Origin of the sequence: Azospirillum isscasi, from assembly GCF_030849505.1 — a bacterium.
In the GTDB taxonomy this organism is placed as follows: Bacteria; Pseudomonadota; Alphaproteobacteria; order Azospirillales; family Azospirillaceae; genus Azospirillum; species Azospirillum isscasi.
Map to the genome: position 1 here is coordinate 14161 of NZ_JAUJFI010000060.1, position 16485 is coordinate 30645.

Consider the following 16485-nt stretch of genomic DNA (forward strand, 5'->3'; position numbering starts at 1 on the left):
CCGCAACCATGGCGAACATCAGTCTCATCCCCTGCGGCGACTTCAAGACCCGGTACGCCGCCGACACGACCATCTTCCCCACCACGACCAGCCGCAACTTCGCGATCCTGGGCGTGCTGCTCCTGCTGCTCTGCCCGGCCTTCATGGACCGCTACTGGTTGAACCTGTGCATCCAGATCGGCTATCTCGGCATCGCGGCGCTGGGGCTGAACATCCTGGTCGGCTTCACCGGCCAAATCTCCATCGGGCACGCCGCCTTCTTCGGCTTCGGCGCCTTCTCCTCGGCGTGGCTGTCCAACAGCTTCGGCATCCCGGTGGCGCTGGCCATCCCGCTGGCCGGCGTGATGACCACCGCGGTCGGCATGCTGTTCGGCATCCCGGCGGCGCGGCTGAAGGGCCTGTACCTCGCCATCGCCACGCTGGCGGCGCAGTACATCCTCCAGGACTTCTTCGCGCGGGCCGACTGGTTCACCGGCGGCACCGCCGGCACGATCGCGGAGCCCTTCACCCTGTTCGGCTTCGCCTTCGACACCGACGAGAGCTACTTCTACGTCGTGCTGGTCTACATGGTCGTCATGTTCATCCTGGCGACCAACCTGATGCGGTCCCGCGACGGGCGGGCGCTGGTGGCGGTGCGTGACCATTATCTCTCCGCGGAGATCATGGGCATCAACCTGACCAAGTACCGCACGATGTCCTTCGGCATCTCGTCCTTCTACGCCGGCATCGGCGGCGCGCTCTACGCCCACTATCTCCAGTTCGTGTCGGTGGAGGGCTTCACGATCCTCTTCTCGATCCAGTTCCTCGGCATGATCATCATCGGGGGCCTGGGCTCGATCATGGGGTCGCTGATGGGCACCGCCTTCATGGTGCTGCTGCCGGAGGTGATGCAGGCCATCACCACGGCGCTGTCCGGCACCGCCATCGACGCCGCGCTGAACCTGAAGGACGCGATCGCCTTCCTGCGTGAAATGGCCATCGGTCTGGTCATCATCCTGTTCCTGGTCTTCGAGCCGGACGGGCTGGCCCACCGCTGGAAGCAGATCAAAGCCTACTGGAAGCTCTATCCTTTTTCGCACTAGGCTTCTGAAAAACATAACGACTGGGAGAAAACGCACCATGACTATGAAGACCGTCCTGCTCGCGACCGCCGCCGTCGTCCTGCTGGGCACCGGGGCCGCGAACGCCCAGAAGATCCCGGTCGGCCACCTCGCCGACCAGTCCGGCGCCACGTCGGACGTGGGCGTGCCCTTTGGCCAGGGCGTGGCCGACGCGCTCGCCTACCTCAACAAGAACGGCGGCATCGGCGGCACGCAGATGGACGTCGAGACGGTGGACTACGGCTATCAGGCGCCGCGTGCCATCAGCCAGTACAAGAAGTGGTCGTCGGGCAGCGGCAAGGTCGCGGCCATCCAGGGTTGGGGCACCGCCGACACCGAAGCGCTGACCGGCTTCGTCGGCAAGGACGAGATCCCTTACTATTCCGGCTCCTACTCGGGCCACCTGACCGACCCGACGGGCAAGGGAACCCACGGTTCCAAGCCGGCGCCCTACAACTTCTTCTACGGCCCGTCCTACTCCGACGGCCTGCGCGCCATGCTGATGTGGGCGGCGGACGACTGGAAGAAGAAGGGCGGCGCCGGCAAGCCGAAGTACGTCCATATGGGCGCCAACCACCCCTACCCGAACGCCCCGAAGGAAGCCGGTGAGGCGCTCGCCAAGGAACTGGGCTTCGACGTCCTGCCGGCGGTGCAGTTCGCGCTGACGCCGGGCGACTACACCGCCCAGTGCCTGACGCTGAAGGAGGCCGGCGCCAACTACGCCTATCTCGGCAACACGGCGGGCTCCAACATCTCCGTGCTGAAGGCCTGCCAGACGGTCGGCGCGCAGGTGCAGTTCATGGGCAACGTCTGGGGCATGGACGAGAACGCCGCCAAGGCCGCCGGCTCCGCCGCCAACGGCGTGATCTTCCCGGTCCGCACCGCGGCGATCTGGGGCGGCGACGCGCCGGGCATGAAGATCGTGAAGGAAATCTCCAAGATCTCCGACGCCGCCGGCACCGCCTACCGCCCGGTGCACTACGTCTCCGGCATCTGCTCCGCCTTCTACATGAAGGAAGCGATGGACTGGGCGAAGCAGAACGGCGGCGTGAACGGCCCGAACATCCGCAAGGGCATGTACCAGAAGAAGGACTGGGTGCCGGCGGGTCTTGAGGGCGTCTGCGTGCCCTCCACCTGGACCGAGACCGACCACCGCGGCATGGACAAGGTGAATCTGTACCGCGCCAACGTGAGCGGCGACACCGGCGGTTCGGTGGACGATCTGGTGAAGGCCGGCACGATCAAGCTGGAGAAGATCGCCACCGTCGACGTCCCGCGCAAGCCGGAGTGGCTGGGCTGGTAAGCCGGACCGCCCCCGCCGCCGCCGTGAGTGGACGGCGGCGGGGGCTTCCCCCGCATTTCTTGGCAACGGGTGCCGCAAGATGAACACTGCCATGGCGACCGCCGCCGCGACCGGCATCGCTCCCGCGCCGGTTCCCGGCACGGCCAAAGCGCCGCTGCTGTCCGTCAACAACATCGAGGTCGTCTACAACGACGTGATCCTGGTGCTCCGCGGCCTCAGCCTGGAGGTGCCAGAGGGGGAGATCGTGGCCCTGCTGGGTGCCAACGGCGCCGGCAAATCCACGACGCTGAAGGCCATCTCCGGCCTGCTGAAGACCGAGGACGGCGAGGTGACGCGCGGCGACATCTCCTTCGGGGGTGAGCGCATCAACGGCATCGACCCCGACCAGATCGTCCGCCGGGGCATCTTCCAGGTGATGGAGGGCCGCCGCATCATCGGTGACATGACCTGCCTGGAGAATCTGCGCCTGGGCGCCTTCACCCGCCGCGACGGCGGCGTGAAGGACGACATCGAGATGGTCTATCACTATTTCCCCCGCCTGAAGGAGCGCACCGGTCTGGCCGGCTACCTGTCGGGCGGCGAGCAGCAGATGCTGGCCATCGGGCGCGCGATGATGGCGCGGCCGAAGCTGATCCTGATGGACGAGCCGTCGATGGGCCTGTCGCCGCTGATGGTGAAGGAGGTCTTCAGCATCATCCGGCAGATCAACAAGGATCTGGGCGTCACCATCCTGCTGGTCGAGCAGAACGCCCGCATGGCGCTCCAGGCCGCGACGCGCGGCTACATCATGGAGAACGGCAAGGTCGTTCTGGACGGCACCGCCGAAGAGCTGCGCAACAACGAGGACGTGAAGGAATTCTACCTCGGCGGCGGCAACGAAGAGCGCAAGAGCTTCAAGAATCTCAAGAGCTTCAAGCGCCGGAAGCGCTGGATCTGAATTTTAACCCTCTCCCGTCCCGGGAGAGGGAAGGGGCCCACGAAGTGGGAAGGGTGAGGGTCTTGCAGGAAGAAAGGTGCCGACCGTTGGCGGCACCCTCACCCGGCCCTTCGGGCCACCCTCTCCCGGGGCGGGAGAGGGGAGAAGAAGAAAAACAGCCGGGAGGCATCGGTGTCCGACACTTACGATCAACTCGAAACCCGCTCCCCCGACCGGCGCGAGGCGGAGCTGTTCGCGGCGCTGCCGGCGCAGATCGCCCACGCCAAGGCGAACGCGCCCTATTTCACCCGCCTGCTGGCCGATGTGGACCCCGCCTCCGTCCGTGACCGCGCGTCGCTCGCCGCCCTTCCGGTCACGCGCAAGTCGGACCTGATCGCGCTGCAGAGGGACGTGCCGCCCTTCGGCGGGCTGACCACCGTGGCCGTTGGGCAGCTTGCCCGCGTCTTCGCCTCGCCCGGCCCGATCCACGATCCGGAGGCGCACGGCAAGGACCCCTGGCGCACCGCGCGGGCGCTGTTCGCGTCGGGCGTCCGCGGCGGCGATCTGGTGCAGAACTGTTTCAGCTACCACCTGACCCCCGCCGGCTCGATGTTCGAGACGGGGGCGCACGCGCTGGGCTGCGCCGTCATTCCCGCGGGCGTCGGCAACACGGAGATGCAGGCCCAGGTGGCCGCCCATCTGAAGCCCCGGGCCTACATCGGCACGCCCGATTTCCTGAAGATCATCCTGGAGAAGGGGGACGAGCTGGGGCTGGACCTCTCCTCCATCGCGGTCGGCCACGTCACGGGCGGCCCCTTCCTGCCGGACGCCCGCGCCTATTACGAAGGGCGCGGCATCGCCGTGTACCAGAGCTACGGCACCGCCGACCTCGGCATCGTCGCCTACGAGACGCCGGCCCGCGCCGGGCTGGTGGTGGATGAGGGCGTGATCGTGGAGATCGTCCGCCCCGGCACCGGCGACCCCGTGCCGGAGGGCGAGGTGGGGGAGGTCGTCGTCACGACCTTCAACCGCGCCTACCCGCTGGTCCGCTTCGCCACCGGCGACCTGTCCGCCGTGCTTCCGGGCCAGAGCCCCTGCGGGCGCACCAACATGCGGCTGAAGGGCTGGATGGGCCGTGCCGATCAGACCACCAAGGTCAAGGGCATGTTCGTCCACCCGCAGCAGATCGCCGAGGTGGTGCGCCGCCACCCGCAGATCGGCAAGGCCCGCCTCGTCGTCGGGCGCGAGGACGCCAACGACACCATGACCCTGCGCTGCGAGTCGCCCGAGTCCGGCGAGGCTTTGGCGGCGGCGGTGCGTGAAACTCTGGCCGCCGTCACCAAATTGAAGGGTATCGTGGAGTTCGCGGCCCCCGGCAGCCTGCCCAACGACGGCAAGGTCATCGAAGACGCCCGCACCTGATAAAACAACGATAACCGACCCGATACACACAAGGACCACCGTGACATGAGCGTCAGCACCGACCTCCAGCTCGACCCCTTCGCGCTCGCCAGGGAGCTGTCGGGCAAGCATTTCTTCGGCGGCGACTTCCGCCCGGCCTCCTCCGGCAAGGGCTTCCCCGTCGTGAATCCGGCGACCGGCGAGACGGTGGCCGAGGCGGCCTTCGGCGAGGCGGCGGACGTGGACGCCGCGGTCGCCGCCGCCAAGGCCGCGCAGAAGGAATGGGCCAAGCGCCCGGTGCGGGAGCGCGGCAAGCTGGTGGCCGAATGCGGGCGCGTGCTGGACGCCCATAAGGAGGAAATCGCCAAGCTGATCGCGCTGGAGACCGGCAAGGCCCTGCGCACCGAATCGCGCATCGAGGCGGGCGTCCTGTCCGACGCCTTCGTCTTCTTCGGCGGTCTGGCGCCGGAGCTGAAGGGCGAGACGGTGCCCTTCAACCCGAACATGCTGACCATGACGGTGCGCGAACCGGTGGGCGTGGTCGGGGCGATCATCCCCTGGAACGTCCCGCTCCTGCTGATGGCGCTGAAGATCGCCCCGGCGATGGTGGCGGGCAACGCCGTGGTGGTGAAGTCGGCGGAGGAGGCGCCGCTTGCCGTCCTGCGTGTCGTGCAGCTCATCAACACGGTGATTCCGGCGGGGGTGGTGAACATCCTCTCGGGCTACGGCCCGGAATGCGGCGCCCCGCTGGTGGCGCACAAGGACGTGAAGAAGGTGACCTTCACCGGCTCGGTCGAGACCGGCAAGATCGTCTACAAGACCGCCGCCGAGAAGCTGATCCCGGTGACGTTGGAGCTGGGCGGCAAGAGCCCGATGATCGTCTGCGGCGACGCCGACCTGGAGCAGGCCATTGCGGGCGCCATCGCCGGCATGCGCTTCACCCGCCAGGGCCAGAGCTGCACCGCCTCCTCGCGCATCTTCGTCCATGACAGCATCCACGACGCCTTCGTGGAAAAGCTGAAGGAGAAGGTGAACGCGATGAAGATGGGCGACCCGCTGGACGAGTCGACCGACATCGGCACCATCGTGTCGCCGCAGCAGTTGGACCGGGTGCAGAGCTACATCGCCATCGGCAAGGAGGGTGGGGCGACGCCGCATGTCTGCTCGGCCATGCCGTCCGACGCGAAGCTGGGCAAGGGCCTGTACGTGCAGCCGCACATCTTCACCGGGGTGAAGAACAGCGACCGCATCGCGCAGGAGGAGATCTTCGGGCCGGTCTGCTGCGTCATCCGCTGGACCGACTATGAGGAGGTCATCGCCCAGGCCAACGACACCGAGTACGGCCTCGCCGCGACGATCTGGACCCGCGATTTGAAGCTTGCGATGGACGCGGTGCACCGGCTGGAGGCCGGGTTCGTGCAGGTGAACCAGAATCTGGTCGTGCAGCCGAACCTGTCCTACGGCGGCGTGAAGTCCTCCGGGCTGGGCAAGGAAGCCTCGCTGGAAGCGATGCTGGAGCACTTCACGCACAAGAAGACGATCATCATCAACATGAAGTGAGCGGGGTGGGGGGAAGTGGTCGCGTCGGGCCCCCCTCCCGGCCTCCCCCCGCTCCGCAGGGGGAGGAGAAAGAAAAAGCCCTCCCCTGCGGAGCGGGGGAGGGTTGGGGTGGGGGCTCCCCGCGACGACTCCCCCACAACCCCTTGCCACGCCCATTTCCATACGCTACCGTACGGCCCCATACGCCGCCGTATGGCGGGAACGAAGAACAGACCTCCGGGGGGAGCGCCAACACCATGCTGTCGAACCAGTATCCGACCCTGAATTTCGACCTCGGCGAGTCCGCGGACATGCTGCGCGATTCGGTGCGCAGCTTCGCCGCGGACGAGATCGCGCCCCGCGCCGCGGAGATCGACCGGACCAACGAATTCCCGAACGAGCTGTGGCGGAAGTTCGGCGACCTCGGCGTGCTCGGCATCACGGCGGAGGAGGAGTACGGCGGCGCCGGCATGGGCTACCTGGAGCATGTCGTGGCGATGGAGGAAATCTCCCGCGCCTCGGCCTCGGTCGGCCTCAGCTACGGCGCGCACTCCAACCTCTGCGTCAACCAGATCCGCAAGAACGGCACCGAGGAGCAGAAGCGCCGCTACCTGCCGAAGCTGATCTCCGGCGAGCACATCGGCGCGCTCGCCATGTCGGAGCCGAACGCCGGGTCCGACGTGGTGTCGATGAAGCTGCGCGCCGAGAAGAAGGGCGACCGCTACGTGCTGAACGGCACGAAGATGTGGATCACCAACGGGCCGGACGCCGACACGCTGGTCGTCTACGCCAAGACCGACGTCAACGCCGGGCCGCGCGGCATCACCGCCTTCCTGATCGAGAAATCGTTCAAGGGCTTCTCCGTCGCGCAGAAGCTGGACAAGCTGGGCATGCGCGGTTCCAACACCGGCGAGCTGGTGTTCGAGGATTGCGAGGTGCCGGAGGAGAACATCCTGGGCGGGCTGGGGCGCGGCGTGAACGTGCTGATGTCGGGCCTCGATTATGAGCGCGCGGTGCTGGCCGGCGGGCCGCTCGGCATCATGCAGGCGTGCATGGACGTGGTGATCCCCTACCTGCACGACCGCAAGCAGTTCGGCCAGCCGATCGGCGAATTCCAGCTCATGCAGGGCAAGCTGGCCGACATGTACACCATCATGAACGCCGCCAAGGCTTACGTGTACACCGTCGCCAAGGCGTGCGACCGTGGCGAGACGGCCCGCAAGGACGCCGCCGGGGCGATCCTCTACGCCGCCGAGAAGGCCACCTGGATGGCGCTGGAGGCCATTCAGACGCTGGGCGGCAACGGCTACATCAACGAATACCCGACGGGCCGCCTGCTGCGCGACGCCAAGCTCTACGAGATCGGCGCCGGAACCAGCGAGATCCGCCGCATGCTGATCGGGCGCGAGCTGTTCAAGGAAACGGCGTAAGGCCGGAAGGGAAGGGAAGGACCATGACCGATACCGTTGTGATCGCGGGCGCCGCCCGCACCCCGATGGGCGGCTTCCAGGGGGACCTGCAGGGCCTGACCGCGCCGCAGCTCGGCTCCGCCGCCATCAAGGCCGCGCTGGAGCGCGCCGGCCTGACGCCGGACGCCGTGGACGAGGTGTTCATGGGCAACGTCCTGCCCGCCGGTCTGGGGCAGGCGCCGGCCCGCCAGGCGTCGCTCGGCGCCGGCATCCCGGAGGCCGCGGGCTGCACCACCATCTCCAAGGTCTGCGGGTCGGGCATGAAGGCGGTGATGCTCGCCACCGACCTCATCAAGGCCGGCTCGGCCACGGTCATGGTGGCCGGCGGCATGGAGAGCATGTCCAACGCCCCCTATCTGCTGGACCGCGCCCGCGGCGGCTACCGCATGGGCCATGGCCGCGTGCTCGACCACATGTTTCTGGACGGGCTGGAGGACGCCTACGACCGCGGGCGCCTGATGGGCACCTTCGCGGAGGAATGCGCCACCCACTACCAGTTCACCCGGGAGGCGCAGGACAACTACGCCATCGAGAGCCTGAACCGCGCCCGCCGCGCGACCGAGGACGGCAGCTTCGTCAAGGAGATCACCCCGGTCACCGTCAAGGGCCGCAAGGGCGATACGGTCGTCGACAAGGACGAGCAGCCGCTGAAGGCCGACCCGGCCAAGATCCCGACGCTGAAGCCGGCCTTCGCCAAGGACGGCACGGTGACGGCGGCCAACGCCTCCTCCATCTCCGACGGTGCGGCGGCTCTGGTGCTGACCACGCGGTCCAACGCGGAGAAGCTCGGCCTGCCGATCCTCGCGGAGATCAAGGCTCACGCCAACCACGCCCAGGCCCCGGCCTGGTTCACCACCGCGCCCGTGGGGGCGATCAACAAGGTGCTGGAGCGCGCCGGCTGGTCGGCCAAGGACGTGGACCTCTATGAGTTGAACGAAGCCTTCGCCGTGGTCGCCATGGCGGCGATGCGCGAACTCGACATCCCGCACGACAAGATCAACGTGCATGGCGGGGCCTGCGCGCTCGGCCATCCGATCGGCGCGTCGGGTGCCCGCATTCTCGTCACGCTGCTGGCGGCGCTGAAGAAGAACGGCCTGAAGCGCGGCGTCGCCTCGCTGTGCATCGGCGGCGGCGAGGCCACGGCGGTGGCGGTGGAGCTGGTGTAAGGGGGAGTGTTGCCCCCGCCCTAACCCTCCCTTGCGTTCGCGGGGGAGGGCCGGGGAGGGGGGAGCGGCTACGGGAGGGAAAGCAATGCGGCTGACGGAAGAGCAGCGGATGGTGCGCGACATGGCGCGGGACTTCGCGGCGGAACGGCTGGCGCCCACCGCCGCCGAGCGCGACCGCAGCGGCGCCTTCCCGAAGGAGGAGCTGGCCGAGATGGGCCGGCTCGGCCTGATGGGCATGCTGGTGCCGGAGGAGTTCGACGGGGCCGGCACCGACCACATCGCCTACGCGCTCGCCATCGAGGAGATCGCGGCGGGCGACGGCGCCATCTCCACCATCATGAGCGTTCACAATTCCGTCGGCTGCATGCCGATCCTGAAGTTCGGCAGCGCCGAGCAGAAGGAGCGCTTCCTGAAGCCGATGGCGCGCGGCGAGCAGCTCGGCTGCTTCTGCCTGACGGAGCCCCAGGCGGGGTCCGACGCCGCGGCCATCAAGACCCGCGCCCGCCGCGACGGCAACCACTGGGTCCTGAACGGCACCAAGCAGTTCATCACGTCGGGCAAGAACGCCGACGTCGCCATCGTCTTCGCGGTCAGCGACCCCGACGCCGGCAAGAAAGGCATCACCGCCTTCGTCGTGCCGACCGACACGCCCGGCTTCCAGGTCGCGCGGGTGGAGGAAAAGCTCGGCCAGAGCTGCTCCGACACCTGCCAGATCGTTCTGGAGGACTGCCGCATCCCCGCCGACCTGATGCTGGGGGCGGAGGGTGGCGGCTACCGGGTGGCGCTCGCCAATCTGGAAGGCGGGCGCATCGGCATCGCCTCGCAGTCGGTGGGCATGGCGCGCTCCGCCCTCGACCACGCCACGCGCTATGCCCAGGAGCGGCAGAGCATGGGCGTGCCGATCATCCAGCATCAGGCGGTGGCCTTCCGGCTGGCCGACATGGCGACGAAGGTGGAGGCCGCGCGCCAGCTCGTCCTCCACGCGGCGAGCCTCCGCGACGCGGGCGAGCCCTGCCTGAAGGAAGCGGCCATGGCCAAGCTGTTCGCGTCGGAGATCGCCGAGCGCGTCTGCTCCGACGCCATCCAGATCCACGGCGGCTACGGTTACTTGAACGACTTCCCGGTGGAGCGCATCTACCGCGACGTGCGCGTCTGCCAGATCTATGAGGGTACGAGCGACATCCAGCGGCTGGTCATCAGCCGCGCCCTGATGCAGTAGAACAAGAAGAGACGGGAGGACGACGGCCATGACCGTCCTGAAGAGCGCCCTGAACCCGCGCTCCGCCGAGTTCCAGACGAACGCCGACGCCATGTCCGCCCTGGTCGCCGACCTGCGCGAGAAGGTGGGGGCGATCAAGCAGGGCGGCGGGGCGAAAGCCCGCGACAAGCACCTGTCCCGCGGCAAGCTGCTGCCGCGCGAGCGCATCCGCCAGCTTCTCGACGTGGGATCGCCCTTCCTGGAGCTGTCGCAGATGGCCGCCTACGGCGTCTATGACGACGACATTCCGGCGGCGGGCATCATCACCGGCATCGGCAGCGTGGCCGGGCAGGAATGCATGGTGGTCGTCAACGACGCCACGGTGAAGGGCGGCACCTACTTCCCCCTGACCGTCAAGAAGCACCTGCGCGCCCAGGAAGTGGCGCAGCAGAACAACCTGCCCTGCATCTATCTGGTGGACAGCGGCGGCGCCAACCTGCCGAACCAGGACGAGGTGTTTCCCGACCGCGACCATTTCGGGCGCATTTTCTTCAACCAGGCCAACATGTCGGCGGCGGGCATCCCGCAGATCGCCGTGGTGATGGGAAGCTGCACGGCGGGCGGCGCCTATGTGCCCGCCATGTCGGACGAGGCGATCATCGTGCGCAACCAGGGCACCATCTTCCTGGGCGGCCCGCCGCTGGTGAAGGCGGCGACCGGCGAGGTGGTGTCGGCGGAGGATCTCGGCGGCGCCGACGTGCATTCCCGCACGTCCGGCGTGACCGACCATTACGCGATGAACGACGCCCACGCGCTCGCCATGGCGCGCAAGGTCGTGTCGAACCTGAACCGCAGCAAGCGCATCGACATGGACCTGCGCGAACCGCAGGAGCCGGCCTACGATCCGCGCGAACTCTACGGCGTGATCCCCAGCGACCCGCGCAAGCCCTTCGACGTGCGCGAGGTCATCGCCCGCGTGGTGGACGGCTCGGTGCTGGACGAGTTCAAGCCGCTCTACGGCACGACGCTGGTCTGCGGCTTCGCCCACATCTTCGGCTATCCCGTGGGCATCATCGCCAACAACGGCATCCTGTTCAGCGAATCCGCCCTGAAGGGTGCGCATTTCGTGGAGCTGTGCTGCCAGCGTGGCATTCCGCTGGTCTTCCTTCAGAACATCACCGGTTTCATGGTCGGGCGGAAGTACGAGTCCGGCGGCATCGCCAAGGACGGGGCGAAGCTGGTCACCGCCGTCGCCTGCGCCAAGGTGCCGAAATTCACCGTCATCATCGGCGGCAGCTACGGCGCCGGCAACTACGGCATGTGCGGGCGCGCCTATTCCCCGCGCTTCCTGTGGATGTGGCCGAACTCCCGCATCTCCGTGATGGGCGGGGAACAGGCGGCGGGGGTGCTCGCCCAGGTCCGGCGCGACGCCATGGAATCCCAGGGCAAAAGCTGGGCGCCGGAGGAGGAGGAGGCCTTCAAGGCCCCCATCCGCCAGCAGTACGAACACCAGGGCCATCCCTACTACGCCTCCGCCCGGCTGTGGGACGACGGCATCATCGACCCGGCGGACACCCGCATGGTGCTCGGCCTCGGCCTGTCGGCGTCGCTGAACGCCCCGGTCGAAAAAACCACCTTTGGCGTGTTCCGGATGTGAGCGGGGGAAGCGAACCATGAGCGACATTCTGATCGACATCGCCCCCAGCGGTGTGGCCGCCGTCACCATGAACCGGGCGGAGGTGCACAACGCCTTCAACGAACAGGTCATCGCCGGGCTGACCGACGCCTTCCGCAGCCTTGGCAACGATCCCAACGTCCGCGCCATCCTGCTGCGCGGCGCGGGCAAGAGCTTCTCCGCCGGCGCCGACCTCGGCTGGATGAAGAAGATGGCGGGCTACAGCCACGAGGAGAACGTCCAGGACGCCATGGGCCTCGCCACCATGCTGCGCACTCTGGACGAATGCCCGAAGCCGACCATCGCCGTGGTGCAGGGTCCGGCCTTCGGCGGCGGGGTGGGGCTCGTCGCCGCCTGCGACATCGCGATATCCGCCGACACCGCCACCTTTGCCCTGACCGAGGTGCGGCTGGGCCTGATCCCGGCGGTCATCAGCCCCTATGTGGTCGCCGCGATGGGCGAGCGCGCCTGCCGCCGCTATTTCCTGACGGGGGAGCGCTTCTCCGCCGCCGACGCGCTGCGGTTCGGCCTGCTTCACCAGACCGTGCAGGCGTCGGAGCTGGACGCCTGCGTCGAGGTGATGGTGCGCAACCTTCTGCAATGCGGCCCGGCCTCGCAGACCGCGGCGAAGGAACTGGTCCGCGCCGTGGCGCGCCGTCCGCTGGACGACGCCCTGGCCCGCGACACGGCGGAGCGCATCGCCCGCCAGCGCGCGAGCGCCGAAGGCAAGGAGGGCGTCGGTGCCTTCCTGGAAAAGCGTGAACCGGCGTGGCGGAGCTGACTCATATGTTCGACAAGATTCTGATCGCGAACCGCGGCGAGATCGCCTGCCGCGTCATCCGCACCGCCCGCCGCATGGGCATCCGCACCGTCGCCGTCCATTCGGAGGCCGACGCCCGCGCCATGCATGTGGAAATGGCCGACGAGGCCGTCTGCATCGGCCCGGCGCCGGTCGGCGAAAGCTACCTGCGCGGCGCCGCGATTCTCGAGGTCGCCAAGCGCACCGGCGCCCAGGCCATCCACCCCGGCTACGGCTTCCTGTCGGAGAACGCCGGCTTCGCGGCGGCATGTGCCGAAGCCGGCGTGGTCTTCATCGGCCCGCCGATCGAGGCCATCCGCGTCATGGGCTCCAAGGCGGAATCCAAGCGCGTGATGTCCCAGGCCGACGTGCCGCTGGTCCCCGGCTACCACGGCGAGGCCCAGGATCTGGAGACGCTGGCCGCGGAGGCCGAGCGCATCGGCTATCCGGTGCTGGTCAAGGCATCGGCGGGCGGCGGCGGCAAGGGCATGCGCGTGGTGCGCGCGGCGTCCGAGTTCGCCGACGCGGTGGCCGGCGCCAAGCGCGAGGCGAAGGCCGCCTTCGGCGACGACAGCGTGCTGCTGGAGAAGTATCTGGGCCGCCCGCGCCATGTGGAGATCCAGGTTTTCTGCGACACCCACGGCAACGGCGTCTATCTGTTCGAGCGCGACTGCTCCATCCAGCGCCGCCACCAGAAGGTGATCGAGGAGGCCCCGGCCCCGGCCCTTCCCGACGACCTGCGCCGCCGCATGGGCGAGGCCGCCGTGGCCGCCGCCAAGGCGGTGAACTACGTCGGCGCCGGCACGGTCGAGTTCCTCTACGAGGACGGCGGCTTCTACTTCATCGAGATGAACACCCGCCTCCAGGTGGAGCATCCGGTGACCGAGAAGATCACCGGCCAGGATCTCGTGGAGTGGCAGTTGCGCGTCGCCGCGGGGGGCACCCTGCCGCTGATGCAGGACCAGCTCACCCGCCGCGGCCACGCCTTCGAAGCGCGCCTCTACGCCGAGGACCCGCAGCGCGAGTTCCTGCCCGCCATCGGCAAGCTGGTCCGCCTGCGCCCGCCCGCCGAGAACGAGCATGTCCGGGTGGACACCGGCGTCCGCGAGGGCGACGAGGTCACCATGTTCTACGACCCGATGATCGCCAAGCTGATCGTCTGGGACGAGGACCGCGACGCGGCTCTGCGCCGTCTGCGCGTGGCGCTCGCCGCCTACGAGGTGGTCGGGGTGACCACCAACGTGGGGTTCCTGGGCGCCATCGCCGGCCATCCGGCCTTCCGGGCGGTGGAGATCGACACCGGCTTCATCGAGCGGCACCGCGCCGACCTGCTTCCCCCGCCGGCCCCGGTGCCGGACCGCGGGCTGGCCATCGCGGCGCTCAGCGTGCTTCTGCGCCGCAACGCGGACGCCCGCAAGGCCCGCCGCGCCGCGTCGGACCCGTGGTCGCCCTGGCTGTCGGCCAGCGGCTGGCGCCTCAACGACGACAACCACCACGACCTGCGCCTGCTCGACGGCGACACGCCGCGCAGCTTGACCCTGCATTTCCGTCCCGACGGCTATGAGATCGAGGTGGAGGGCCGCCCGGCCATCAAGGCGGAGCGGGTGACGTTGGAGGGCGAGACCCTGACCGCCACCATCGACGCGGTGCGCACCCGCGCCACGGTGGTCTGCCAGGGGCTGGACCTGACCATCCTGTCGGACGGAGCGGTGTGGCGCCTGCATCTGGACGACCCGACCGCCCGCGCGGCGGAGCAGGAGGGCGGCTCGGGCCGCCTGACCGCGCCGATGCCGGGAACCGTCGTCCGCGTGCTGGTCGAGCCGGGCCAGACGGTGGAGGCCGGCGCGCCGCTGATGCTGCTGGAGGCGATGAAGATGGAGCACACCATCAAGGCCCCCGCCGCGGGCACGGTCAGCGCCGTCAACTTCGCGGCGGGCGATCAGGTGTCCGAGGGCGTGGACCTGCTGGTCCTCGACGTGGCGGAGGGGGGATGAGAATGCGCCTGCCCAGGAGCGTCCGCATGGTGGAGGTCGGCCCGCGCGACGGCCTCCAGAACGAGAAGCAGATCGTTCCGACCGCGGTGAAGATCGGGCTGGTGGACCGGCTGACCGAGGCCGGCCTGACCGCCATCGAGGCCGGCAGCTTCGTATCGCCCAAATGGGTGCCGCAGATGGCCGACACGCCTGACGTCTTCGCCGGCATCCGGCGCAGGGAGGGCGTGCGCTACGTGGCGCTCACCCCGAACGCCAAGGGGCTGGAGGGCGCGCTCGCCGCCCGGGCCGACGAGGTGGCGGTCTTCGCCGCCGCGTCGGAGAGCTTCAGCCAGAAGAACATCAACTGCTCCATCGCCGAAAGCCTGGACCGCTTCGTTCCGGTGCTGGAACAGGCGAAGGCGCAGGGGGTGCCGGTGCGCGGTTACGTCTCCTGCGTGCTCGGCTGCCCCTACGAGGGCGAGATCGCTCCGGAGGCGGTGGCCGAGGTGGCGGGCCGGCTGCTGGCGATGGGCTGTTACGAAATCTCGCTCGGCGACACCATCGGCACCGGCACGCCGTCCAAGGCCCAGGCGATGATCGCCGCGGTGTCGGAGCGCGTGCCGATGGACCGCGTTGCCGTGCATTTCCACGACACCTACGGTCAGGCCCTCGCCAACATCCTGGCGGCGCTGGAGATGGGCGTGGCGGTGGTGGACAGCTCGGTCGCCGGGCTCGGCGGCTGCCCCTACGCCAAGGGGGCGTCCGGCAATGTGGCGAGCGAGGACGTGCTCTATATGTTGAACGGCTTGGGCGTCGCGACGGGGGTGGACCTGGACCGGCTGGTGGCGGCGGGGGCCTACATCAGCGAGGCCATCGCCCGCCCGACCGCTTCGAAGGTCGCCCGTGCGCGGGGCTGTGCGTAACATCGGACGAGGGAAGGGAAGGGCGCCATGAGCTTCACGAACCTGCTGGTGCATCTGGACGACGGCGACCGCTGCGAGGAACGGCTGAACGTCGCCCTGACGCTGGCCCAGAAGCATGGCGCCGCGCTGACCGGCCTGTTCGCCCAGAGCGAGAGTTCCGGCGCCGGCATCGTCACGCGCAAGGCCGGCCCGGCGCTGACCCAGGCGGCGCAGCGGGCGCGGGACCTCTTCGAGGAGAAGGCCCGCGAGGCCGGCGTGACGACGCGCTGGTGGCAGCTCAGCCACGGCGAGTACGGCCATGTCATCGCCGAGACGGTGATCTGCTCGCGCTACGTGGACTTGGCCGTCTTCGGGCAGCACGATCCGGACGACAGCCGCGTCCCGGCGGACCTGATCGAAGAGGTTGTGCTGAACGCCGGGCGCCCGATCCTGGTCGTGCCGCACGCCGGAAGCTATGCGCAGCTCGGCGACCGTCCGGTGATCGCCTGGAACGGCAGCCGCGAGGCCGCCCGTGCCGTCAACGACGCGCTGCCGCTGCTGAAGCAGGCGAATTCCGTGCTGCTGCTCGCCTTCCACAGCCAGCCGCGGGCGGAAGGGGGCGGCGGCGTGCCCCAGGTGGACATCCTGGAGCATCTGGCGAGCCACGGCGTGAAGGCCACGCAGGAGCGCATGACCATCGCCAGCATGACGCCGATGGACGCCGTCCTGTCCCGCGCGTCGGACCATGGCGCCGATCTTCTGGTGATGGGCGGCTTCGGCGGCTACGGCGGATCGCTGTTCCCGCTGTTCGGGCGGGGCAGCAACACCCGCCAGATCCTGCGCCAGATGACCCTTCCCGTTTTGTTGTCGCACTGACGTTGTTTGCACGAAAAAAGGAAAGAAGAAGAAATGGCTGACGAGATGGCTCGCGACCCGCGCGAGGTGATGGAGTACGACGTCCTCGTCGTCGGTGCCGGCCCGTCGGGCCTGAGCGCGGCCATCCGCCTGAAACAGCTCGCCAATGAAGCCGGGCAGGAGCTGTCG

14 protein-coding genes are annotated in these 16485 nt (G+C 68.7%); all 14 read left to right on the forward strand.

Features of this window, described 5'->3' with window-relative positions:
* Window positions 1-8: 8 nt before the first annotated feature.
* Window positions 9-1082, forward strand: coding sequence for a branched-chain amino acid ABC transporter permease (locus QSG27_RS13925; protein WP_306707093.1), 1074 nt, complete (start codon window positions 9-11; stop codon window positions 1080-1082).
* 37 nt (window positions 1083-1119) lie between these two features.
* Complete coding sequence (locus tag QSG27_RS13930) at window positions 1120-2403, forward strand: ABC transporter substrate-binding protein (protein ID WP_306707094.1); 1284 nt, start codon at window positions 1120-1122, stop codon at window positions 2401-2403.
* 91 nt (window positions 2404-2494) lie between these two features.
* Window positions 2495-3340, forward strand: coding sequence for an ABC transporter ATP-binding protein (locus QSG27_RS13935; RefSeq protein ID WP_306707095.1), 846 nt, complete (start codon window positions 2495-2497; stop codon window positions 3338-3340).
* Window positions 3341-3511: 171 nt separating this feature from the next.
* Window positions 3512-4741 carry a phenylacetate--CoA ligase family protein gene (locus tag QSG27_RS13940; RefSeq protein WP_306707096.1) on the forward strand — a complete coding sequence of 410 codons (1230 nt, stop codon included), beginning with the start codon at window positions 3512-3514 and terminating at the stop codon, window positions 4739-4741.
* A 45-nt stretch (window positions 4742-4786) separates the two neighbouring features.
* Window positions 4787-6280, forward strand: coding sequence for an aldehyde dehydrogenase family protein (locus QSG27_RS13945; RefSeq protein ID WP_306707097.1), 1494 nt, complete (start codon window positions 4787-4789; stop codon window positions 6278-6280).
* Window positions 6281-6516: 236 nt separating this feature from the next.
* Window positions 6517-7689, forward strand: a complete 1173-nt coding sequence (locus QSG27_RS13950) for an isovaleryl-CoA dehydrogenase (RefSeq protein ID WP_306707098.1) — start codon at window positions 6517-6519, stop codon at window positions 7687-7689.
* A gap of 23 nt (window positions 7690-7712) precedes the next feature.
* Window positions 7713-8894: an acetyl-CoA C-acyltransferase gene (locus tag QSG27_RS13955; RefSeq protein ID WP_306707099.1), complete on the forward strand. Its 1182-nt coding sequence runs from the start codon at window positions 7713-7715 to the stop codon at window positions 8892-8894.
* Between the two features lie 85 nt (window positions 8895-8979).
* On the forward strand, window positions 8980-10113 hold the full coding sequence (locus QSG27_RS13960) for an acyl-CoA dehydrogenase (RefSeq protein ID WP_306707101.1): 1134 nt from the start codon (window positions 8980-8982) through the stop codon (window positions 10111-10113).
* Window positions 10114-10141: 28 nt separating this feature from the next.
* On the forward strand, window positions 10142-11749 hold the full coding sequence (locus QSG27_RS13965) for a carboxyl transferase domain-containing protein (protein ID WP_306707102.1): 1608 nt from the start codon (window positions 10142-10144) through the stop codon (window positions 11747-11749).
* A 16-nt stretch (window positions 11750-11765) separates the two neighbouring features.
* Window positions 11766-12548 (forward strand): enoyl-CoA hydratase/isomerase family protein, encoded by a 783-nt coding sequence (locus QSG27_RS13970; RefSeq protein ID WP_306707104.1) that lies wholly within the window; start codon window positions 11766-11768, stop codon window positions 12546-12548.
* Between the two features lie 5 nt (window positions 12549-12553).
* On the forward strand, window positions 12554-14560 hold the full coding sequence (locus QSG27_RS13975; protein WP_306707105.1) for an acetyl-CoA carboxylase biotin carboxylase subunit: 2007 nt from the start codon (window positions 12554-12556) through the stop codon (window positions 14558-14560).
* Between the two features lie 2 nt (window positions 14561-14562).
* On the forward strand, window positions 14563-15462 hold the full coding sequence (locus tag QSG27_RS13980; RefSeq protein ID WP_306707106.1) for a hydroxymethylglutaryl-CoA lyase: 900 nt from the start codon (window positions 14563-14565) through the stop codon (window positions 15460-15462).
* A gap of 27 nt (window positions 15463-15489) precedes the next feature.
* The gene (locus tag QSG27_RS13985; RefSeq protein ID WP_306707107.1) at window positions 15490-16317 is read left to right on the forward strand and encodes a universal stress protein; all 828 of its coding nucleotides are present in this window, start codon (window positions 15490-15492) and stop codon (window positions 16315-16317) included.
* 45 nt (window positions 16318-16362) lie between these two features.
* The coding region (locus QSG27_RS13990) for an FAD-binding protein (RefSeq protein ID WP_306707108.1) at window positions 16363-16485 on the forward strand (123 nt) is incomplete at its 3' end.